General features: G+C 66.0%; 19 protein-coding genes. 14 read left to right on the forward strand and 5 right to left on the reverse strand.

Annotated elements, in window-relative coordinates:
* Positions 1-501 carry a purine-binding chemotaxis protein CheW gene (locus HZA32_04340; protein MBI5423289.1) on the forward strand — a complete coding sequence of 167 codons (501 nt, stop codon included), beginning with the start codon at positions 1-3 and terminating at the stop codon, positions 499-501.
* A gap of 129 nt (positions 502-630) precedes the next feature.
* Here HZA32_04340 and aspS read toward each other — a convergent pair whose 3' ends face one another.
* The 4 genes from aspS to HZA32_04360 all read right to left on the reverse strand — a co-directional run bounded on the left by aspS (position 631) and on the right by HZA32_04360 (position 6,852).
* Positions 631-2,409, reverse strand: coding sequence for an aspartate--tRNA ligase (gene aspS / locus HZA32_04345; protein MBI5423290.1), 1,779 nt, complete (start codon positions 2,407-2,409; stop codon positions 631-633).
* 98 nt (positions 2,410-2,507) lie between these two features.
* Positions 2,508-3,119 carry a class I SAM-dependent methyltransferase gene (locus HZA32_04350; GenBank protein MBI5423291.1) on the reverse strand — a complete coding sequence of 204 codons (612 nt, stop codon included), beginning with the start codon at positions 3,117-3,119 and terminating at the stop codon, positions 2,508-2,510.
* 245 nt (positions 3,120-3,364) lie between these two features.
* A complete protein-coding gene (locus HZA32_04355; protein MBI5423292.1) occupies positions 3,365-5,071 on the reverse strand; it encodes a hypothetical protein in 1,707 nt (568 codons plus the stop codon).
* A 194-nt stretch (positions 5,072-5,265) separates the two neighbouring features.
* Entirely contained in the window at positions 5,266-6,852 is a 1,587-nt protein-coding gene (locus HZA32_04360; protein MBI5423293.1) for a 2,3-bisphosphoglycerate-independent phosphoglycerate mutase, read from the reverse strand.
* A gap of 119 nt (positions 6,853-6,971) precedes the next feature.
* Here HZA32_04360 and HZA32_04365 point away from each other — a divergent pair, with 119 nt between their 5' ends.
* The 10 genes from HZA32_04365 to HZA32_04410 all read left to right on the forward strand — a co-directional run bounded on the left by HZA32_04365 (position 6,972) and on the right by HZA32_04410 (position 17,358).
* Positions 6,972-7,283, forward strand: a complete 312-nt coding sequence (locus HZA32_04365; protein ID MBI5423294.1) for a hypothetical protein — start codon at positions 6,972-6,974, stop codon at positions 7,281-7,283.
* Between the two features lie 381 nt (positions 7,284-7,664).
* Positions 7,665-8,711, forward strand: coding sequence for a ferrochelatase (gene hemH, locus HZA32_04370; GenBank protein ID MBI5423295.1), 1,047 nt, complete (start codon positions 7,665-7,667; stop codon positions 8,709-8,711).
* A 97-nt stretch (positions 8,712-8,808) separates the two neighbouring features.
* On the forward strand, positions 8,809-11,517 hold the full coding sequence (locus HZA32_04375; protein ID MBI5423296.1) for a PAS domain-containing protein: 2,709 nt from the start codon (positions 8,809-8,811) through the stop codon (positions 11,515-11,517).
* Positions 11,518-11,789: 272 nt separating this feature from the next.
* Positions 11,790-13,847, forward strand: coding sequence for a transketolase (locus HZA32_04380; GenBank protein ID MBI5423297.1), 2,058 nt, complete (start codon positions 11,790-11,792; stop codon positions 13,845-13,847).
* Positions 13,848-14,143: 296 nt separating this feature from the next.
* On the forward strand, positions 14,144-14,587 hold the full coding sequence (locus HZA32_04385; GenBank protein ID MBI5423298.1) for a hypothetical protein: 444 nt from the start codon (positions 14,144-14,146) through the stop codon (positions 14,585-14,587).
* 105 nt (positions 14,588-14,692) lie between these two features.
* Entirely contained in the window at positions 14,693-14,929 is a 237-nt protein-coding gene (locus HZA32_04390) for a hypothetical protein (protein MBI5423299.1), read from the forward strand.
* A 161-nt stretch (positions 14,930-15,090) separates the two neighbouring features.
* On the forward strand, positions 15,091-15,687 hold the full coding sequence (locus HZA32_04395; protein MBI5423300.1) for a hypothetical protein: 597 nt from the start codon (positions 15,091-15,093) through the stop codon (positions 15,685-15,687).
* A gap of 16 nt (positions 15,688-15,703) precedes the next feature.
* Positions 15,704-16,120 carry a hypothetical protein gene (locus HZA32_04400; protein MBI5423301.1) on the forward strand — a complete coding sequence of 139 codons (417 nt, stop codon included), beginning with the start codon at positions 15,704-15,706 and terminating at the stop codon, positions 16,118-16,120.
* Positions 16,121-16,217: 97 nt separating this feature from the next.
* Positions 16,218-16,850, forward strand: coding sequence for a hypothetical protein (locus HZA32_04405; protein MBI5423302.1), 633 nt, complete (start codon positions 16,218-16,220; stop codon positions 16,848-16,850).
* Between the two features lie 91 nt (positions 16,851-16,941).
* Complete coding sequence (locus HZA32_04410) at positions 16,942-17,358, forward strand: glyoxalase/bleomycin resistance/extradiol dioxygenase family protein (GenBank protein ID MBI5423303.1); 417 nt, start codon at positions 16,942-16,944, stop codon at positions 17,356-17,358.
* Between the two features lie 27 nt (positions 17,359-17,385).
* On the opposite strand, the gene HZA32_04415 is transcribed toward HZA32_04410, so the two are convergent.
* Positions 17,386-19,365 (reverse strand): ClcB-like voltage-gated chloride channel protein, encoded by a 1,980-nt coding sequence (locus HZA32_04415; GenBank protein ID MBI5423304.1) that lies wholly within the window; start codon positions 19,363-19,365, stop codon positions 17,386-17,388.
* A 158-nt stretch (positions 19,366-19,523) separates the two neighbouring features.
* On the opposite strand from HZA32_04415, the gene HZA32_04420 reads away from it, so the two are divergent.
* The 3 genes from HZA32_04420 (at position 19,524) to HZA32_04430 (ending at position 21,054) form a co-directional block, all read left to right on the forward strand.
* Positions 19,524-19,985 carry an HAD hydrolase family protein gene (locus HZA32_04420; protein MBI5423305.1) on the forward strand — a complete coding sequence of 154 codons (462 nt, stop codon included), beginning with the start codon at positions 19,524-19,526 and terminating at the stop codon, positions 19,983-19,985.
* A 107-nt stretch (positions 19,986-20,092) separates the two neighbouring features.
* Positions 20,093-20,509: a hypothetical protein gene (locus tag HZA32_04425; protein MBI5423306.1), complete on the forward strand. Its 417-nt coding sequence runs from the start codon at positions 20,093-20,095 to the stop codon at positions 20,507-20,509.
* Entirely contained in the window at positions 20,506-21,054 is a 549-nt protein-coding gene (locus HZA32_04430; protein MBI5423307.1) for a hypothetical protein, read from the forward strand. Before HZA32_04425 ends, HZA32_04430 begins: the two co-directional genes overlap by 4 nt.
* Positions 21,055-21,085 lie beyond the last annotated feature (31 nt).

Here is a 21,085-nt window from a genome sequence, read left to right on the forward strand (position 1 = left end):
ATGAGCGCGCCAACCTCGAACCAGACCGCGTCCGGACATGCGGGCAAATATCTCACCGTCCAACTGGATAACGAAGCCTACGGCATCGCCGTGCTGAAAGTCCGTGAGATCATCCGTCTCCAGAAAATCACCGCGGTGCCGCAGATGCCCGAGTTCGTCAAAGGCGTCATCAACCTGCGCGGCCGCGTCATCCCCGTGATCGACCTGCGCGTGAAATTCGGCCTCAAGAGCGAGTTCACCGAGCGCACCTGCGTGGTCGTAGTCCAGGTGCGACTGACGAGCGGAACCCACGTCCAGATGGGCCTGATCGTCGACAGCGTGGAGGAAGTCGTCCACGTGCCCGCCGAAGAGATCGAGCCGACGCCGGAGTTTGGCACCCAGGTGGACACGCGCTACCTGCTCGGCATGGCCAAGGTCAAAGGACAGGTGAAGACGCTGCTCGATATCGATCGCGTCGTTGCCCCTGAGACGACGGCCGCGCTCGTCGACGCGATCAGCTGAGAAATCAATCGGGCCGGTGTCCCGCCACCACGAGCCGGCACAGGCATTCCACGCGACCCAATTTCGGGCCAAAAAAACGCCTCGGGTGCCGGCTGATCAGCCAGCGCCCGAGGCGAAAATTCGAACCGTTTACTTCGCTTCGTCGACCACGCGGATGTGCAGGTCGCGGAGCTGTTTCTCGGTCACCGGCGTGGGACTCTGATTCATCAGGTCCTGTGCCTTTTGCGTCTTCGGGAAGGCGATGACGTCGCGGATCGAGTTCGTGCCGCAGAGCAGCGCGCACATGCGATCGAGGCCGAAGGCGATGCCGCCGTGCGGAGGCGCGCCATACTTGAACGCCTTCAGCATGTAGCCGAAGCGGCTCTCGACCACGTCGGCCGGAATCTTGAGCACGTCGGTGAAGACCTTCTCCTGCAGCGCCGGCTGGTGGATGCGAATCGAGCCGCCGCCGAGTTCCATGCCGTTCAAGACGACGTCGTAGTGCTGGCCGCGCACGGCCTTCGGGTTGCTGTCGAGCAGGTGCGCGTCTTCCTGCACCGGCGCCGTGAACGGGTGGTGCGTGGCCGCGTAGCCGCCGCGCTCCTCGTCGTAGCTCATCAGCGGGAAATCGACGACCCAGAGGAAATTCCACTGGTCGGGACGCAGCGTCATCTTGCCGCGCTTCACGAGCAGTTGCGCGGCGTCGAGGCGGATGCGGCCGAGGATCGCGCACGCACGCTCCCACGGAGCGGCGGCGAAGCAGATCAGGTCGCCGTCCTGGATGTTGAGGCGCGCGGTGAGGTCGGCCTTCTCGGCGTCGGTGAAGAATTTCACGATCGGCGATTTCCATTCGCCCTTCTCGACCTTGATGTAGGCGAGGCCCTTCGCGCCCATCGCCTTCGCGGAATCCTCGAGCGAGGAAATCTCGCCCTGCGTGGCGTCGGCGAGGCCCTTCGCATTGACGGCCTTGATCGAGCCGCCCGAGGCCGCGGTGGACTGGAAGACCTTGAAACCGGAGCTGCGGAACGTGTCGGTGAAGTCGACGAGTTCGAGGCCGAAGCGCGTGTCGGGCTTGTCGACGCCGTAGCGGTTCATGGCGTCGATGTAGGCCATGCGCGGGAACGGCGTGGGCAGGTCGTGGTTGAGCACGTCCTTCCAGACCTTCTTCAACATGCCTTCGAAGAGCGCGTAGATGCCTTCGCGATCGATGAATGAGACCTCAACGTCAATCTGCGTGAACTCCATCTGGCGGTCGGCGCGGAGGTCCTCGTCGCGGAAGCAGCGGGCGATCTGGAAATACTTCTCCACGCCCGCGACCATGAGGATCTGCTTGAACTGCTGCGGCGACTGCGAGAGCGCGTAGAACTGGCCGGCATGGATGCGCGACGGCACGAGGTATTCGCGCGCGCCTTCGGGCGTGCTCTTGAAGAGCGCGGGCGTCTCGACCTCGTAGAAGCCTTGAGAGTCGAAGTAGTCGCGCACGGCCTTGGTGGCCTTGTGGCGCACCGCGAGGTTGCGGCGCATTTTCGGGCGGCGCAGGTCGAGGTAACGGTAAGTGAGGCGCAGGTCCTCGTTCACCTTGTCGCCGCCGGCATCGTCGAGCGGGAACGGCGGCGTCTCGGAAAGGTTGTGGATGATCAGCTCGGTCGCATCGACCTCGATCTCACCGGTCGGCAGGTTCTTGTTCACCATGTCGGCGGGGCGGTCCTCGACCTTGCCCGTGATGCCGATGACGGACTCGTCCTTGAGCTTCGCGGCCTGCTCGCGCAGGGCGCTGTCGAACTTCACCTGCGTGATGCCCTGGCGGTCGCGGAGGTCGACGAAGATGATGCCGCCGTGGTCGCGGACGGAGTCGACCCAGCCGGCGAGCGAGACGGTCGCGTGGAGGTCGGCCTTGGTCAGTTGGGCGCAATGGTGCGTGCGTTTCATAGGACGGAAGGGGCCAACCAAACGGCCCGCCCGCCGGAGGAGCAAACAGAATTTGGGCCGCGCCGAAACGCTATGACAGACGCGCCCCGCGGAACCACTCAGGGCTTCCGCACCTCGATGAAGGCGGTGATCACCGGCCGGTTGCGGCCGTAGCACCAGTTGCGTTCGGCGAAATCCGGCGCGCGTTTTTCCGAAACGACCGGATACGGCGCGAACAACCGCTCGAGTTCCGCCAACGTGAAATACCGCACGCCATCCGCGTAGCCTTTCCCGTCGCGGTCGCAGTCGGTCGTGATGAGCAAGCTGCCGCCGGGTTTCAGACAGCGATACATCTCCGCCAGCGCGCGTTCGATCGCGGGAATGTGCTCGATCACCGAGATGCTGACGATCGTGTCTAGCGAGTTGTCCGCGTAGGGCATCGCGGTGAGGTCGACGTTGCGGATGTCGAGCCCCGGCGCGGCACCGAGCATGGCGCGACGCCAGCGCCAGAACGGCGCCTCGTTCGGCTTGCGCGGCAGGACGCGGAGCGCGCGCAGCACGCCCTTGCGCAACCGCGCGCCGTAGACATCGGACACGACGACACGTTCGTAACGCTCCGCGAGCCACAGGCCGAGGTAAGTGTTGAACGCGCCCGTATCGAGCACCGCGCCGTGCGGATGGCCGGCCGGTGGGAGCCGGCGCAGCACCTGCCACAACTCCCAGTCGCGCATCCGCAGAGGATACCGATAGCCGTCCCCCACCCGCGCGCGGATGAATGCATCGTAATCACGCAGCATCGCATCGCATTCGCCCCAAAGTTCGTCGCGCTCAAAGAACTTCATGGCGTCGGGAAAGAATGGGGAAACAGAACGGTCACGAGAAAGCCGCGATACGCGCGCAACCGTCCGCGGCAGTCAAGTTTCGAACTGCCGCGAACGGGCTCCCGCGCGCAGAGGCGAGCGATCGCCGAATCTGCTCACGGCGCGCAAAACTCTCCGTAGACCCGGGGATCGAGATAGCGGTAGCCTTTCGCCTCCTCGGGCGTGCCGGCTCGCATCGCGTGGATGAAACCGTTCAACTCCACCAGACGCGTGTGCCAGATCGCCGCCTCGGGATTGCGCCGCAGCAGGAAGATCGCGCGCCCGTCCTTCGCCCGGTGATCTTCGAGCGGGCCATCGTCGTTGCGTCGCTCGAAGCCGCCCAGCACGCCCGCGAGATCGGTCAGCATCACCTGGCTCCGGCCCCACGTGCCGCCGGCCTCGCTGACGAACGCCTTCCCCTCGAGCCGCGCGCGGAAATCCTCGTAGGCCGCCACGTAGAGCACGCGATCGGGCGCGCCTTGCAGCCACGCCGCGAGCTTCGCCGCGTGGCCGCGACCCGCATCGTAGCGGTAGTTCGAATCGAGAAACACGAGGCGCTCCACCTCGTCCAGCAGACTTTCGCGCTCGTCCAGCAAACTGAAAATCGCGCTGCCGCCGGCGCTGTGGCTGGCGAGCGTGATTCGCGCACCCGGCACGGCGCGGCGCAATTCATCGAGCACCGCGTCGAACTTCGCGCCGGCGTGCGGCATCTCGCGCGTCCACGCCGTCCACGATTTCCCCTGCGGCTCGACGACGGCGAGAACGAGATTGGGATGACCGTGCGCGCGCAGCCAGCGCGTCTGCGCCGCTAGATGCTGGATGTCGAAATGCCAGTCGTCGTCCGCTCGCAGTCGCCGCCCGAGCGTCTGTTCGATCGTGTTGCCGGCCGGCACCGCATAGATGACCACCTGCACGGGCGCCGCAGGATCGGTTGCGACCGGCCGACCGATCAATGCCCGCACGCCCCCCGGGAAGAAACGCGCCTCCCACGTTTCGCCGGCAAACTCCGGCACGCGCGGCTTGATCGCGCCGTAACGCATCGGCTCGAACGGCCCCTCGTCGCTGAACAGCGTCCACCAGCGATCGTCGCGGACTAACTCATCGAGCCGGCGCACGCCACTGCCCCAGCCCAAGTCGCGCGCCACGAGCCGCACGCCGTGGCTGTAGTCGACCCACCGCGCAGAGTGCCCGAGGAACAGCGGTTGGATGGGCCGACCGTCGCTCCGATGCCAACCGTAGATCGCGACGCGATCCGGCAACTGCGCCAGCTGCGGCGAAGGCACGACATCCTTTTTGTGACCGGCGACCAATACGCCGTCGGGCTGCTGCCCGCGACGAGGCTGCCGCGCGGCTTCGATCAACGCGTTGTGGCGCGCGAATTGCGCGACGGTCGTCATCTCCGGACCCGGCGGCATCGGCTGCGGCTCGAGCTTCAACGGCGCGGCGCGAAAAATAGTATCGACCAACTTCGCTGTCGGCAGGGTGCACTCCAGTCGATCCGCGAGCGCTTGCGCCGCCGCGGGGGAAAGCGGCATCCGCAAAAAATCCTCGTCCGAGCCGATCGCCAGATAGTCCGGCGCCACGTGCAGCACGGCCGGCCCGACCGGGACGTCCACGAACCGCCGCCACCAAACAGGCACGTTGCCGCGCACGACTTCCGCGATGACGGCGTCCTCGCGCTCGACGATCGGGAGTTCGGCGAGTCGTCGCGCCATCTCCGCGCCGCCCGGCGCATCGGCCGGACGCGGCGGCAGCGTTGGCTCCCAAGCCCAAGCGCAGCCCGCACTGGCGAGCAGGAGCAGAAATACGCGGGCGCACTTCACGCCGCCGAGCACGTCAGGTCCAGCGGCGCGCGGCAATCCTGCAACTCGGACGGACTCGTGCGATTGGAATTGGGTTCAGGCGAGAATCGTCGAGACGAAGGTGGAGCGCGTTTCCCCCAACGCGCTGATGAATTCTCGCTCTCGGCAAGCGCGTTGCGGTCAACGCGCTCCACCTTTCCCTGTCTGAGCCGGGCTCAGCCGAGCACGAGGCTCTCGCCGGTCATTTCGGCCGGCTTGGGCAGGCCCATCAAGGCGAGCACGGTCGGCGCGATGTCCGCGAGGCGTCCGCCGGTGCGCATCTTGGTTTTGCCGACGGCGAAGCCTTCGCCGACGACGAAAGCCTCGACGAGATTCAACGTGTGCGCGGTGTGTGGGCCGTTGACGCTCGGGTCCCACATCTGCTCCGCGTTGCCGTGGTCGGCGAGGATCACGGCGCGTCCACCCATTTGCTCGAGCGCGCCGAGCAACTCGCCCACGCCGGCGTCCGTCGCCTCGACGGCTTTCTTCGTCGCTTCGAGCGAACCGGTGTGGCCAACCATGTCGGGATTCGCGTAGTTCACGACGACGAGGCCGTATTTGCCGGAGAGGATCGCTTCCTTCGCGAAACGCGTGACCTCGCTCGCCGACATCTCGGGCTGCAAGTCGTAGGTCGGGACCTTCGGGCTCGGCGGGCACGCGCGGTCTTCGCCCGGGAACGGCTCGCTGCGATAGTTGTTGAAGAAGAAAGTCACGTGCGGGTTCTTCTCCGTCTCGGCGCAGCGGAACTGGCGGATGCCCGCGTCGCTCACGACCTGGCCGAGGATGTTTTTTAACTTCTCCGGTTTCGGCGAGACGACGTGCACCGGCAGGCCCTTCTCGTATTCGGTCATCGTCGCGTAGTAGAGATCGAGTTTCTTGCCGCGATTAAAGCCGTCGAACTGATCGAGCACGAACGCCTTGGTGATCTCGCGCGGGCGGTCGCCGCGGTAGTTGTAGAACAACACGGCATCTCCGTCGGCGATGGTCGCCACGGGCTTGCCGGCGCCGTCGACGATCCACGTCGCGGGCACGAACTCGTCACCGACCTGCGTCGGGCTGAGCGGTTTTTCGTAATAAGCCTTCACGGCGGCCTCGGCGCTCGGCGCGGTGGCGACGGCGGCCTTGCCCGTGAGCATGTCGTAGGCTTTTTGCACGCGCTCCCAGCGGTTGTCGCGGTCCATGGCCCAGAAGCGTCCGCACACGCTGGCAATCTGGCCGACGCCGATGGTCTTCATCTGTTGCTCGACCTGCTGCACGTAGCCGAGGCCGCTCGATGGCGGCGTGTCGCGGCCGTCGGTGAAGGCGTGGAGGAACACCTGCGCGACGCCGTCCTCCTTCGCTTGGCGAAGAATGCCGTAAAGATGCTCGAGCATGCCGTGCACTCCCGCGTCGGAGACGATGCCGAAGAGGTGCAGCTTCGCGCCGGGGCGCGCCTTCACGCGCGCGACGACCGAGTGCCAGACCGCGTTCGTCGCGAGGCGTTTTTCGGAAAAGAGCTTGTTCAGGCGCACGAGTTCCTGGTCGACGATGCGGCCGGCGCCGATGTTTTCGTGGCCCACTTCGCTGTTGCCCATCACGCCGTCGGGCAGGCCGACGTCGAGGCCCGAGGCCTTCACGAGCGTGACCGGGAACTTCGCGTGCAACATGTCGTCGCAGGGCTTGTGCGCGAGGACGACGGCGTTGGTCTTATCCTGCGAAGGATCGGGATTCTTGCCCCAGCCATCACGGATGACCAGGAGGACGGGCTTGCGCGCTGAATTCATGGCGAAATTGTGCCGATAAAGTCTCCGTTGCGCCCGCGCGCACAACTTTTAAATCCGTCATCGCAATCCACGCCCACGCCTCGCCAAGACTGGCCCACGCCTTGCTGAGAAAGGAAACCATGACGCTGCTCATCCGCGACCAGCTGACCTGCCCGCCGACGTGGTTCCTGAGCTACCGCGACCTGACCCTCTACTGCGCGGTGATGCTCAAGCTCGACGTCGTCCTCGAATCCGACGATCCCGACCGCTACTACCGCTGGATTCGCCAGCGCGGCGGGATGGATTTCGTGCAGGATATCGTGCGCCCCGGCTCGGAGCGCGGCGTGCACCTCGACTGCGAGCGGCAGTTTTCCAACACAATCATCACCGACCGCATCGCCCCGGAAAACGTCCATCGCCTCATCGCGAGCATCCGCACGCTGGCCGCGTGAGGATGCGTGAGCCGCGAGCAAAGCGGCCGGGGAACCGCGGAAAGGTGGTCGCCGCCGTCCCGGCGGCGACAAACTACTGCCGCCTGCGTGGCGCCGCCGAGGACGTCGGCGCCCACCTGCGCTGCCGCCTCCTCACGCGCATCCCCACGCCGTGCTGGCAGCGTGAGTTCTTGTTGGTAGGGCGGGACCGCTGGGCCCGCCGAGAGCGCGATGCCACCCACACAGCGAGTCCCGCGGTCCCGCCCTGCCGGCTCGGCGTCTGCGATCGCGCACCGCCGCTGCAGAGCAAGCCTTCCCCGCATCCTTTGCCCGGGCCACCGCACCGGCTGCCACCCGGTTGACTTCGCGGAAGTTTGCGCCACGTCTGGAGCGCCACACGCCATGTCCAAGACCGCCGTCCTCCTGCTCAACCTCGGTTCGCCCGACTCCACTTCCGTCCCCGACGTGAAGCGCTACCTGCAGGAGTTCCTCGGCGACGAGCGCGTGATCGACAAGCCCGCCATTCCCTTTCTCCGCAAGCTGCTCGTCAACGGCATCATCATCCCGTTCCGCGTGAAGAAATCCGCGCACGCCTACGAGAGCATCTGGACGCCCGACGGCTCGCCGCTGATCCTCACGAGCAAGAAAGCGCAGGCCGCCTTGCAGCAGAAGGTCACGATCCCTGTCGCGCTCGCGATGAACTACGGCAGCCCGTCCATCCCGGACGTCCTCCGCGAACTCGTCGCCCAAGGCGTCACACGCGTCCTGATGTTCCCGCAATACCCGCACTACGCGATGTCGTCGTGGGAAACCGTCGTCGTGAAGGTCCAGCGCGAAGCCGCGCAGATCGCGCCGCAGATGAAGCTCGACCTCGTCCAACCCTACTTCGGCGACGCCGACTACATCGACGCCCTCGTCGCCAGCGCGCAGCCCTACCTCGCGCAGCCCTACGACCATTTCCTCTTCAGCTACCACGGCATTCCGGTGCGCCACCTGACCAAGGCCGACAGCTCGCACGCGCACTGCCAGGTCGTCGCGGATTGCTGTAATTCCTGCTCCCCGATTCACCAAACGTGTTACAAGGCCCAAGTCACGCGCACCTCGCAGCTCTTCGCCCAGCGCGCCGGGCTCGATCCGCAGAAATGGTCCATCTCCTTCCAATCGCGCCTCGTCGGCGAGCCCTGGCTCTCGCCCTACACCGACGCCGAATTCGAGCGCCTCGCGAAGGAAGGCAAGAAGCGCATCGTGGTCATCACGCCGGCCTTCGTCACCGACTGCCTCGAGACGCTCGAGGAAATCCGCGTCGAGGGCGCCGAGGATTTCAAGGCCGCCGGCGGCGAGCAGTTCACCCACGTTCCCTGCCTCAACGATCAGCCGGTGTGGATCGATTTCCTCGCCCGGCGCGTGCAGCGCTGGCAACAGGCCGGCGCGCCCACGGGCGCGCAGTGAAACCGGTAAAACGCCGCTCAAACTTCCCCGGACCGCCGGCCCTCTCGCTTTCCGCGCTCGGCAACGGCACCCGTTCTGCTACCGATTTCGTCGCGTCGTGAGCATCCCCTCGCCCCAGAGTCACACGCAATCCGCGACTCCCTCCTTGGGAGCCGCCGTGCTGGTATTGGACGCGCAAGGCCGGGTCGAGCTCGCCAACACCGCCGCCGCCGCGCTCTGGCAAGCACGCGCCACGGAGCTCGCCGGCGATTTCCTGCCCAACCTCTTCGTCTTCGAAGTCACCTCGCGCGACCCCGACCTCGTGCAAGCCCAGTGGGAGGTCGTCTCAGCCGCCGCGCTCGCGCAACCCGTCACGTTGCGCCTGCAACCCAAAGAGGCCGCCGCGTTCGACGTCATCGTCCGCCTCGAACAAGCCGGCGCCGAGCCCGCGCGCTACTTCGCCACCATCGCGCGCCCGGCGCCGCCCCCCGCCGCACTCGCGCCCGCCTCGTCCGGCGCGCCCGGCTCGGCCCACGCCACGCCGGGCGGCGACAACTTCCTCGCGTTGCTCGCCGAGCGCAGCGCGCTGGGTTTCTTCGACCTCAACTTCGTCAAGAACGAGACCTACCTCGCGCCCGCCTGGAAGCGCATGCTCGGCTACACCGACACAAGCCTGCCCAACACCTACGAATCCTGGCTCGCGCTCATCCACCCCGACGACTCCGCCGCCGCGCCCGACAAACTCTCCGGCCGCGCCTCCTCCACCGGCTCGCGCCCCTTCTCCGTCGAATACCGCATGAAGCACGCGCGCGGCCACTTCGTCTGGCTGCAAGCGGTCGGCGCGCAAATCTTCGCGCCCAACGGCTCGCTCCAACGCGTGGTCGGCGCCCAGCTCGACATCACCGACCGCAAGGAAACCGAGGAAGTCTCGCTGCGCGCCGAGGAACGCCTCGCCGGCCTCTCCGAACGCGGCCGCATCGCGCTCTTCGAACTCGATTTCACCGACGGCGCCAGCTGGCTCTCGCCCGCGCTGAAGGCGACGCTGGGCTTCAAGGACGACGAACTGCCCGACGAGCCCGAGTCGTTCCTGCGCGCCCTCCCGCCCGAGGACAGCGTCGGCGGACTCGCCGCCTTTTTCACCGCCAAGCAGCCCGGCGCGCCCGTCTACTTCGACGCGCTCCGCCTCCGCCACCGCAACGGCACCGATCTCTGGGCCTACGCCGGGATCGTCCGCGTCATCTCGCGCAAGCGCGAGCTCCAGCGCGTGCTGGGCTTCATCGCCCCGATGCCCGAAGGCGTCGGCGGCTCGGCCGGCCCGGGCGTCGCGCCGGAGCATTTTTCGGCACTGCTCGCCAGTCTGCATGAAGGCGTGCTGGTCGTCGACGCGCGCGACCGCATCGTCTTGGCCAACCACGTCGCGGAGCGCCTCCTCGGCCGCAGCGCCGAACAACTCGTCGGCCAGCCCGGCAGCGAGGTCTTCCGTCTCGTCCACCGCTTCACCGGCGCCCCCGTCGAGAGTCCGCTCGAGAAGGCGCTCTCCACCGGCGAATCGACCGGCCTCAACAGCGAGTTCGCGCTCTCCCGCGGCGAAGGCACCAAGCCCACGTTCATCGTCTACAGCTGCCGCGCCGTCACGGATGCCGGCGGCCAAACCGCCGGCGCGCTCGTCGTCTTCCGCAATCCCGACGAGATGGGCCTCACGCCCGAGGAACTCGTGAAGGCCAACCGCTTCGAAGCGCTCGGCCAGCTCGCCAGCGGCATTTCGCACGACTTCAACAATCTCCTCACGACCATCATGGGCGGCCTGTCGCTGGCCCACGACCAGAAGGACTACTCCGGCCTCGAGGCCAGCCTCAAGACGTGCGAGAACGCCAAAGGCCTCAGTCGCCAGTTGCTGACCATCGCACGCGGCGGCACTGGCACGCGCCAAACCGTCAAGACCGCCGACCTGCTCGCGGATTCCAAGCGCATCGCCGCGTCCGGCTCGACCGTCCAAGTCGAAATCAGCGCCCCCGCCGATCTCGCCACGATTCAGGTCGACCGCGCGCAGCTCCTCCAGGTTTTCCAAAACCTCATCGTCAACGCGATCCAGGCCATGCCCAACGGCAAGGGCAACATCTGGATCACCGCGGGCAACGTCACACTCGCCAACAACCAGATCCCGCCGCTCGCCGCCGGCCAATACGTCGCCATCGAAGTCCGCGACAACGGCAGCGGCATCAAGCCCGAGCATCTCGAGAAAATCTTCGACCCGTTCTTCACCACCAAGAAGACCGGCACCGGCATCGGCCTGTCGACCGTCGTGAAAATCGTGAAGAACCACGGCGGCCAGCTCACGGTCGACACCGAGCTCGGCGTCGGCACGGCGTTCACGGTTTTCCTCCCGCGCGCCGAGCAGGAGGAAGTGATCGAAACGCGGTCCCGCCCGACGCTCAACCGCACCACGCGCACCAATCGCGTCCTGTTCATGGATGACGACCCCGAGATCAGCCATCTCACGGAGAACATGCTCAAAGGCATGGGCTACGGAGTGGACCTCGCGAAAAACGGCGAAGAGGCGATCAAACTCTACCGCAGCTACCTCAACATCAACCGCCCGCACGACGTGGTCATCATGGACCTCACGGTCATCGGCGGCATGGGCGGCGAAGAGTGTTTCCGCAAATTGCTCGAACTCGACCCGAAGGTCCGCGCCATCGTCGCCAGCGGCTACGACAACGACGACATGAAGCGCCAGTTCCTCGACCTGGGCTTCTGCGGCTACCTGACGAAGCCCTACCGCGTCGGCGACCTCGGTCGCATCCTCAAACAGGTCTTGGGGTCATAAAGCGCCGCACCCGCGCCGAATCTCGCCGCGTCGGTAGGGGCGGTTGCCCTCAACCGCCCTTCTCGTCCCGCATTCCCCGCCTGCGCCCGCCGTAGGCAGCGCGCTCGCGCGCGCGCCCCAGGACTCGCGCTCACTCGTCACCTCAGCACGCCGAATTCCCCCGGAATTAGCCCCGGCACACCTCCCCACGCGGGTTCTGATGACGCGGCGGCGGTTCAAATTTTCCTCGCGCAAACCCCCGCGCGCCGCACCGTCCTTTTGTCATAAGCGCAATGACGTTCCCCGCGACTCCCACGCTTTTCCAACGCCGCGACCTACGCCTCGCCGACCTCGAACGCGACCGCACCGCCACGCTCCTCCAGCTCTATGCCTGGATGCAGCTCGCGCGCACCGGCGACAACCGCATCCTCGACCTCTTCCGCCAGGGCCTCATCCGCGGCACCGTCACCGGCGGCCAAGGCAACGAAGCCCTCATCTGCCCGCTCGCGCTCCTCGCCGACAAATCCGTCGACGTCATTTCCTTTTCCCACCGCGGCTTCGGCGGCCACGTGATCTGGAGCGGACACCTCTGCGATCACCTCGCGCAATACTTCGCCAACTCCGGCAGCCCCACCAAGGCCCGCGAAGGCAACATCCACCACGGCGACCCCGCCGCGCGCAGCCTGCCGATGATTTCGCACCTCGGCATCATGCTCTCGAACGTCGTCGGCGCCGTCGATTCGCAGCGTCGCGCGGGCAAGAACGCCGTCGGCTTCGCGTTTTTCGGTGACGGCTCGAGTTCCACCGGCGACGTCCACGAATCCCTCAACCTCGCCGCGCTGCTCGGCGTGCCGGTCGTGTTCGTGATCGAGAACAACAAATACGCCTACTCGACGCCCGTCTGCGAACAGTTCGTCTCGCCCAACCTCTTCGAACGCGCTCGCGGCTACGGCATGGAGGGCTTCGCGATGGATTGCAGCGATCCGGAGCACGTCGTCCGCACGCTCGGCGCCGCGATCGAGCGCGCCCGCAGCACCTCGCGCCCGATCCTGATCGAGGCCCACACCTTCCGCCTCCGCGGCCACGCCGCCTACGACACCTGCGACTATATGAAGCCCGGCGAAGCCGAGGCAATCCTCGCCGAAGACCCGCTCCCGCGCTGGCGCGCGAAACTCGCCGCCGCCGGCCTCTCGGCCGAACTCGACCGCATCGACGCCCAAGTCCGCGACTTCGTCGAAACGTCGATCAAAGCCGCGATGGCGCTCCCGCCCATTTCACCCGAGGGCATGCTCGAAGACCTCTTCGCGCCCGACGCCCCCGCGATGCCGTGGATTCCCTCTCTTGGCTCTCAGCCCTCAGCTCTCAGCTTGTCATCGCCGGAGGCGATGACCATGGCCCAAGCCATCAACCGCGCCCTCCGCAAAATCCTCACCGAACGCCCCGAGTCGCTCGTGCTCGGCCAGGACATCGGCACCTACGGCGGCGCGTTCAAGGTCACCGAAGGCCTGCTGAAAGACTTCGGCCGCCCGCGCGTCCTGAGCACACCGCTCTGCGAATCCGCCTCCACCGGCTACGCCATCGGCCTCGCCAGCATCGGCCACCGCCCGATCGAGGAATTCCAGTTCGCCGACTTCGCCACCGACGCCACGACGCAGATCGTCCTCAACGCCGCGACCTATCACTTCCGCGCCGGCCAAAAGGTCCCGCTCGTCTTCCGCTTCCCCTGCGGCGGCGGCCTCACCTTCGGCTCGTTCCACTCCCAGGAACTCGAGTCCGCGCTCCTTTCATTCCCCGGTCTCAAGGCCCTCTACCCGTCCACGCCGCAGGACGCCTTCAACGCCCTCCTCGCCGCCTACGAAGACGACAACCCCGTGATCGTCTTCGAGCACAAGGGCCTCTATCGCCGCGGCAAACACCCCGTGCAGTGGGACCCGAACTACCGCGCCATCTGGCAGCCGCGCCACGTGCGCAGCGGCGACTTCGCGACGATCGTCACCTACGGCGAAATGGTCCTGCACTGCACCGACGCCTGCCAATATTTCGCCGACGAATACGAGACGACCTTCGACCTGTTCGACCTTCGCGCGCTCTCGCCGCTGAAGCTCGATGCCATCAAAGCCTCCGTCGCGCGCACCGGCCGCCTCGTCATCGTGCACGAAGGCCGCAAGACCCACGGCTTCGGCGCCGAGCTCGTCGCGCAGCTGACGGAAGAGCACTGGGGCCAGCTCAAAGCCGCCCCGCTCCGCATCGCCGCGCTGGATTTGCCCGTCCCCTTCGCCCCCGAACTCGAAGCCGTCTACCGCCCGAGCAAGGACAAGATCATCGACGCCATCGCGGCGTGGATGGGGTGAGCCGATCGCGGATTTCGGATCGCGGAATGCGGAATACCCAGAGGTAGAGCGATTCGTCCCGACGCGCCGCGCCCGTCCGAAGAGCGCAATCTTTGAGACGTCATTCTCCGAATGAATCGTCCCAACGTTACACCCACTGCTCTTCCACCGCCCCGGCGACCGCTATGCCAATCGGCTCATTTCATGATGAGCCAACGGCCGGTAAAACCGTAGACGCACCGCGCAACCCACTGAACCGCACCCGCCGAGTTTTAGGTAGCCTCACCGGCGTTGGCATATACAACGTTCGCCGGAAAATGACTCCCGCTGAAAGAATCGAAATCCAGTTCGGCAAGTGGAACAAGAAGTTCCCCTTGGCCCATTGCACGATTCTCATCAAGGAGCAGGTTTCCGCCGTCGTGGATCAGAAGAAGACCGCTGCGATAGTGACGGTGCGCGCTTCCGATGGCCGGCTTCTCGAGCTGTTTCCCTCCCGTCTTACCTGGGACGGTCGCTCCGTAGACTATCAGGACATCGAGCGCCAAGAATGGATTGATCTAGAGCGCGAAGAGAAGGTCCGAAACAAGCAGTCGCACTTTGATCGCGTCCACATTGTCACGCGTCGCGGTATCACCACGCTGGATGGACTGGGCCAGGCAGTTTTCCCGCTGATGAAGGCGATAGACATGATCCTAAAGTCAAAGAAGAAGGGCGAACCAGTCGGCACAGACAACGACCGGGCTGCGCCCGCTCGTGTCTGACCTCAAACGATCGGCGGAAGAAAGATGAAGACACTTTTCCCAGAGCGCGTCACTAGATTGGGATTTCTCGTGCGGTGCGTCCTTGTGGGACTCCTGACAGTTCCCGTGAGATTGCACTTTCAGATCGTTCGCGAAGACACGTGGCCCCTTTGGGATTGGCTCGGCATCGGATTGATGGTCGCGCTCGCCGCCTACTCTGTGGTTTTCATCTCGATTCCGCGCGGTGTCGATGTCGGCATCTCGAAGGTTTTCTCGGGCCTACTCTCGCTAGTTCCGATGGTGAATGTGGTGTTCGGGTTGTTCCTGCTATTCACGAAGACCGATGCCCTTCGCAGATCCTAAAAGAGCCGATCCAGCAGTCCTCGCAGCCATCATCATTATTGAAATGTTCGGGAAGCTGAAACCGTGACAATTTTCATTGGCCTCAGAAAACCGAACCAATCCTCTCAGCCGACTCGGGGCTCCGCCCCTCCGTGTCTGACCTTGGACGTCGTCGGCGGAAGATGAAGACGTCACAGGCCATACTCTTATTCGCGATCGCGACGGTGGCAAAATCCGGCGAGCCTGATGCCGCGACAATCCTCTCCGAGGTGCGACCGATCATTTCGGCTCCGGACCAATGGGCAGACATGTCACAGGGGGTCGACACACTCGCGGCGCTCGCAAAACGCTGCAAAGAAAAGAACAAAGACGCTGTGGAGAGCTTTGGTCAGAGTTTGGCCAGTTATCGCGCCTTTTTTGCCGACCACCGATTTGCGATGTCGACGGATGAGCGAATCGCTTTGTCAGGCATAATTTTGGCCTATGAAGCTCGGTTTGCGAGTGAGAGAGCGTGCATTCTGGCGTCCTGGCGTGAACATCCTGATCAAGACCGCGGCTGCCTTGAGTCCTCCGCCCTCGCGCTATTCCCTGCGGACTTCGAGTTGGAGCGATGTGCCTCGCTGTTTGCGGGGCACAATACAAATAAGTCCCGACCCAATGAGTTGGCGGGTGTTTATATTGAAGTCGTGAGGATCTACGGGCGACTGATGGCGTCGCTCGCACCCGAGCCGATCCCGAGCGCCACCGACAACTCCGGGGCTACGCCCCGTCGTGGCTGAGCTCAAACGAGCAGACATGGCTGTCTCTTATTTGATCAAAGCTCCACGTCTCGACTCCAATGCGGCGGCTTTCACCTTCCCCGCGCAGAAAACGATGTATGGCGCCAAGCGCATCGCGGCGGGCGACACGATCTACCTCGTCGACTCGGAGAACGAAGGCGGCGTCGGCCTCGTCGCGCGCGGGGTCGTCACGGCGGCAGAACCGACACCGCGCAAGCCCGGCGTGGCGCGCCAGACGCCGCGCGTCAGCATCACCGTCAAGCGCACCGCGCTCGCCCGGCGACGGCTAGGCCGCGCGGAATTGAAGCCGTTCTCCAACTGGAAAGACGGCCGCCCGGAGACCGAGCTGAACTTCAAGTTCTACCGCCAAGCCACGAACAAGATCGGCGGCATCTCCTCCGCCGCCGCGGCGTTTCTCGAGGGGTTCTTTTGACCTCGCGGCCCGGTCCGCAGGTCGTTCGAGCTCGATCCTGCGGCGCTCCGCGGGGCGAAACGGACTAAGAAATCCGCGGCTGGCTCGTTAACCTGACATGCGCACCGCACAACGCTTCGTGATCCTCGGAATCGCATCGTCGCTCACGGCCGGCCCGATCGTCATGGCCTGCCTCGTCGAGCCCGAGTTCAAGCCGCCGCAAGTCGCCTTCGCTCCGGCATCGATCATCGTGACCGTGCCGGCGCCGAAACTCCGGACCGGCGCACTGCTTTCGCCGATGGGATGGTCCTGCGGCGGCGCGGTCGTCTTGCCGAAGCCGCCCGCCATCGACGGCTTGGTCGACTTGTTCGGCTCGGTCGCCAATCTCCGCACCGCGATGGCCAGTGATCGCGTCTCCTTCGCCAGCGACGAGTTCACTGTCACCCCGCCCTGCGACCTCGGCCAGCTCGGAGATCCGGAAATACCCGACCCCACCCGCCTGCGAAATCTGCTGCTCGACGACGCGAGCTACGACTGGGCGGGCGATTTTTTCGAAACCGAGGAACCCGTCTTCACCACCAAGCTGTCGTTCGCATCGGACGCGCGAACTGTGGTGGCGGAAATCGCCCCAAAATCCGGGACGGTGCGGATCCTCGTCGACACCCGCGAAACCGGCCGCGCCAAACTCCGCCTGCCTCCCCCGGAACTCGAAGCGCTGCTCGCGGACGTCGCCGCAGGCGTTTGCCGCTGACCAAGCCACCGGCCGGCTCCGAGGGAGAAATCGCGGCCAGCCTGTCCGCTGCGGGCCCGGTCGCTCGTTGGAGTTCTGTTCCCCCGCCACCATGATCCAACAGCTGTTCATCGATGTCCCGGTCGCCGACCTGCCCAAGTCGCTCGCCTTTTTCCAATCACTCGGCTTCGCCGCGGACCCGCAGTTCACCGGCGATGCCACCGCCTGCGTCATCGTCAACGACTCCATCTCGCTCATGTTGATGACGCACTCCCAGTTTCGCCAATTCACTCCCAAGGCCGTCTGCGACACGAGCCAGGCGGTCGAAATCCTGTTCTGCCTGCGCTGCGAGAGTCGCGAGGAAGTCGACGCCCTCGTCTCCAAGGCCCTCGCGGCCGGCGGCACGACCTACGACAAGGCCGAGGATTTCGGCTTCATGTATTCGCACAGCTTCGTCGACCTCGATGGCCACGGCTGGGGGCTCACGCACCTGAGCGGACCGCCGCCGCGTCCCTCCTCCCCCGCCTGATCGCGCCGCCTCCGCACCGCTCTCGTCTCACGCGGTCGCGCCCGACGCCGGCGACTTTTCCGACAACGCCAGCAACAGGTCCGTCTTCGACAAGCTGCCGAGCAACCGGCCGTCGCCGTCGAGCACGGGCAGGCGCTCGGCGCTGACTTCGCGGAAGCGCTTCAGGCCGTCGCTCAACGGCTGGTCGGCGCGCACCGTCGGGAAATCGTCGCGTAGGATGTCGCTCGCGCGCACCACCTCCGCCAGCTCGGGCTGGAGCAGGAACGGCTTGATGTCGTGCAACGAGACCACGCCTGCGTAACGACCGTCGGCGTCGAGCACGTAGAGATTGTTCACGCGATTGGCCAGGAACAGGCGGCCGATGTCGCCGAACGACGCCCCGCGCGCCACCGTCGGCGGCTCGGTGCGCATGAGTTCGCCGACCTTCACCGGCACCGCGGCCGGCGCGGGCACGGGGTGTTCGACCGCCTTGCGCTTGAGCGACTCGCTGTAGATCGATTCGCCCTCGAGGCTCTTCGCCGTGAAATACGCCACCACGCTGCACACCATCAGCGGCAGGATGATGTCGTAGCTCAGCGTCATCTCGAACAGCATGATGATCGCCATCACCGGCGCATGGCTGGCCGCCGAGAGAAAAGCTCCCATGCCCACCAGCGCGATCGTGCGCGGATCGATGCCGCCGCCCGGCCAGAGCATCTGCACGCCCTGCCCGAACACATAGCCCGCGCCCGCGCCCATGAAGAGCGACGGCGTGAACACACCGCCCGGCGCGCCCGAGCCGAACGAGGCACACGTGGCGAGCCACTTGCACCACACGATCAGCAGCAGCGCGCTCCACACGTAGTGGCCCTGCAACACGTCCACGACCACCGAGTAGCCGTTGCCGCACACCTCGGGCACCTTCACCGCGAGGATGCCGACGCACAAACCGCCGAGCCCCAGCCGCACGATCGGCGGCAGCGACAGGCTCCGGAAAAATCCTTCCGCCAGACGCAGGCTGCGCAGGAACCACGGCGCCAGCGCGCCGACGATCAGCCCGAGCACCACGTAGGCGACCATCTCCCACGCCGTGTGCATCTCGTAGCTCGGCACGGCGTAGAGTTTGCTCGCGTTGGTCATCACCCGCAGCGTCAACGCCGCCGTGACCGCCGAAATGACGAGCGGCCCGAGGCTCTCCATCGCGATCGTGCCGAGGATGATTTCCGCCACGAAGAACGAGCCCGCGATCGGCGCGTTGTAGGCCGAGGCGATGCCCGCCGCCGCGCCGCACGCCACCAGCAGGCGCTGCTTCGGCGCGCTCAAGCCCAGCCAGCGCCCGAGCCGCGACGAGGCCACCGCGGCCAGCTGCACGAGCGGACCCTCGCGGCCGATCGAGCCGCCCGAGCCGATCGTGAACATCGCCGCCACGCTCTTCACCAGACTCGCGCGCGCCGGCACGTAGCCGTTGCCGATGACGATGGCCTCCATGTAGTCCGTCGCGCCCTGCTTGCCCGCGAAACGCTCGCCGAGTTTCAAAATCAAACCCGCCGCCACGCCGCCCGCCGCCGGCACGAGCACCACCGCCCACACCGGAATCTGCCGCATCGTCTCGACGACACCCGCCCGCGAACCGGTCAGCAACACGTGCACGCCCTCCGTCAAGCTCGTGAACGCCACCGCCGCCAACGCGCCGAGGAAACCCGCCAGCGCCGACCAGAACAGCGTGATCTGCCACTCGGTCGGATGGAGCTTTTCCTGGAGCCAGAGGCGCCGCGCGAGCAGCTTCATGAGCTGCTGGTGGCTGACGTTCAGCAACCGCTCGAACGACAGCCGCGCCCGCTGCTTCTCCTTGGCCAGGGCCTGTTGCTGCGCGGCGGACTGCGCGTCGGCAGGCGGAGGAGGCGGCACTGGAGTGAAGTCCTGCGACATCGGGAAAACCATCACGCCCGGGCCGAACGACGAACCGGCGACGCGATACCCGAAGCAACTCCGCCCGACCCGGCGGCGCAAGTCGATTGGTGCACGCACGGGCCGTTCCGGGAAGTTCCCGCGCTTGATAAATCGGATTGGCGGCCTGCATCGGAGCCCGCAACCTCCGCTCCGCCGTGGCCGCCCAGAAAAAATCCCGCCGTTCCGCCTCGCCCAAGCCCGCCCGCCTCGCTTGGGGCGCGATCAAGTTGTTCGCGATGGACGTCGACGGCGTGCTGACCGACGGCACCGTGCGCATCCACTCCGACGGCACGGAATCGAAGAATTTCTCCATCCTCGACGGCATGGGCCTCGTGCGCCTCCGCAAAGCCGGCGTCGCGCTCGCGTGGATTTCCGGCCGCGCCTCGGGTGCGACCACCGCGCGCGCTACCGAGCTGCAGATTCCCCACCTCATCCAAGGCCGCACCGACAAGCTCGTCGCACTCCAGGAACTCGCCGCTCAACTCGGCCTGTCCGCCGCCGAAGCCTGCTACATGGGCGACGACGACATCGACGCCTCCGCCATCGCGTGGGCCGGCATCGGCGTCGCCCCGCGCGAAGCGATGCCCGCCGCGCTGAAGGTCGCCAAATTCATCCCGCCGCGCGCCGCCGGCCACGGCGCCGTGCGCGAAGTATGTGAACAAATCCTCGCCGCCCGCGGTCGGAAGGCAGCCTCGTGAGTTTTTTCGCGCGCTTCTCCCTCGCCTTGTCATCGCGAGGCCCGCAACGCGGGCCGTGGCGATCCAGCTGGATGGCCGCGTCGGTTCGCTGCGCGACCCTCCTCGCCATGACAGGAGGAACTTGGCTCTCCGCTCCCGCCCAGACGAGCACGCGCATCGCCAACGACGCCCCGATCGTGAACTTCCGCCTGCCCACGTTCACGCCCGACGGCTTCCGCCAGTGGCTCGTCCGCGGCACCGAGGCGCGCCTGATCTCCTCGAAGGAAATCGACGTTCGCGAGCTCACCCTGACCGTCTTCACCGCCGATGTGCAGGACCGCATCGACACGATGCTGCTCAGCCCCGCGGCCACCATTTACACCGACACGCAAATCGCCACCGGCCCGAGCACGATCCGCGTGCTGACCGACGCCCTCGAGGCCACCGGCGAGCAGTGGACCTACGACCACCGGGAGAAAAGGGTTTCCATGCGCAAGAACGTGCGCGTAACGTTCCGCGCCGAATTGAAGAACCTGCTGCAATGACGATGCCCCGCCTCGCTCTCCTCCTCGCCGCCCTCGCCGGCACGCTCCTCGCGCAAAACGCCGAGACGCAGCCCACCGTCATCACCAGCGACAACTACGACGGCCGCAGCACCGACGCCGAGATGACGTCGATCTTCGACGGCCACGTCGTCGTCACCGGCACGAATCTCAAACTCACCTGCGACCGCCTCGAAGTCGTGGCCATGCGCAGCAAGACCGACCCCACCGCGACCGTCGCCAAGCTCGAACGCTTCAAGTCCCTCATCGCCATCGGCAACGTCCACATCGTCCAGGGCGACCGCGAAGCCGCGTGCGGCAAGGCCGTCGTGCTGCCCGGCGACAACAAGATCACGCTGAGCGACCGCCCCGTCGTCACCGACCGCGGCGCCGGCTGGACCTACACCGGCGACGAGCTCCTGCTCCTCCGCGGCGAGCGTCAGGTGCGCGGCACGAACGTCCGCATCGTCGGCCCGCCGGTGAAGGACCTCGGTTTCGACAAGGACAAGAAAGTCGAAGGCGCGCCGGAGGCACCGAAGCAGCCGTGAATCGAACTTCGACGAAAGCCGGCGGCGGAAG

It is taken from the genome of Opitutia bacterium, assembly GCA_016217545.1.
Taxonomy (GTDB): domain Bacteria; phylum Verrucomicrobiota; class Verrucomicrobiia; order Opitutales; family Opitutaceae; genus Didemnitutus.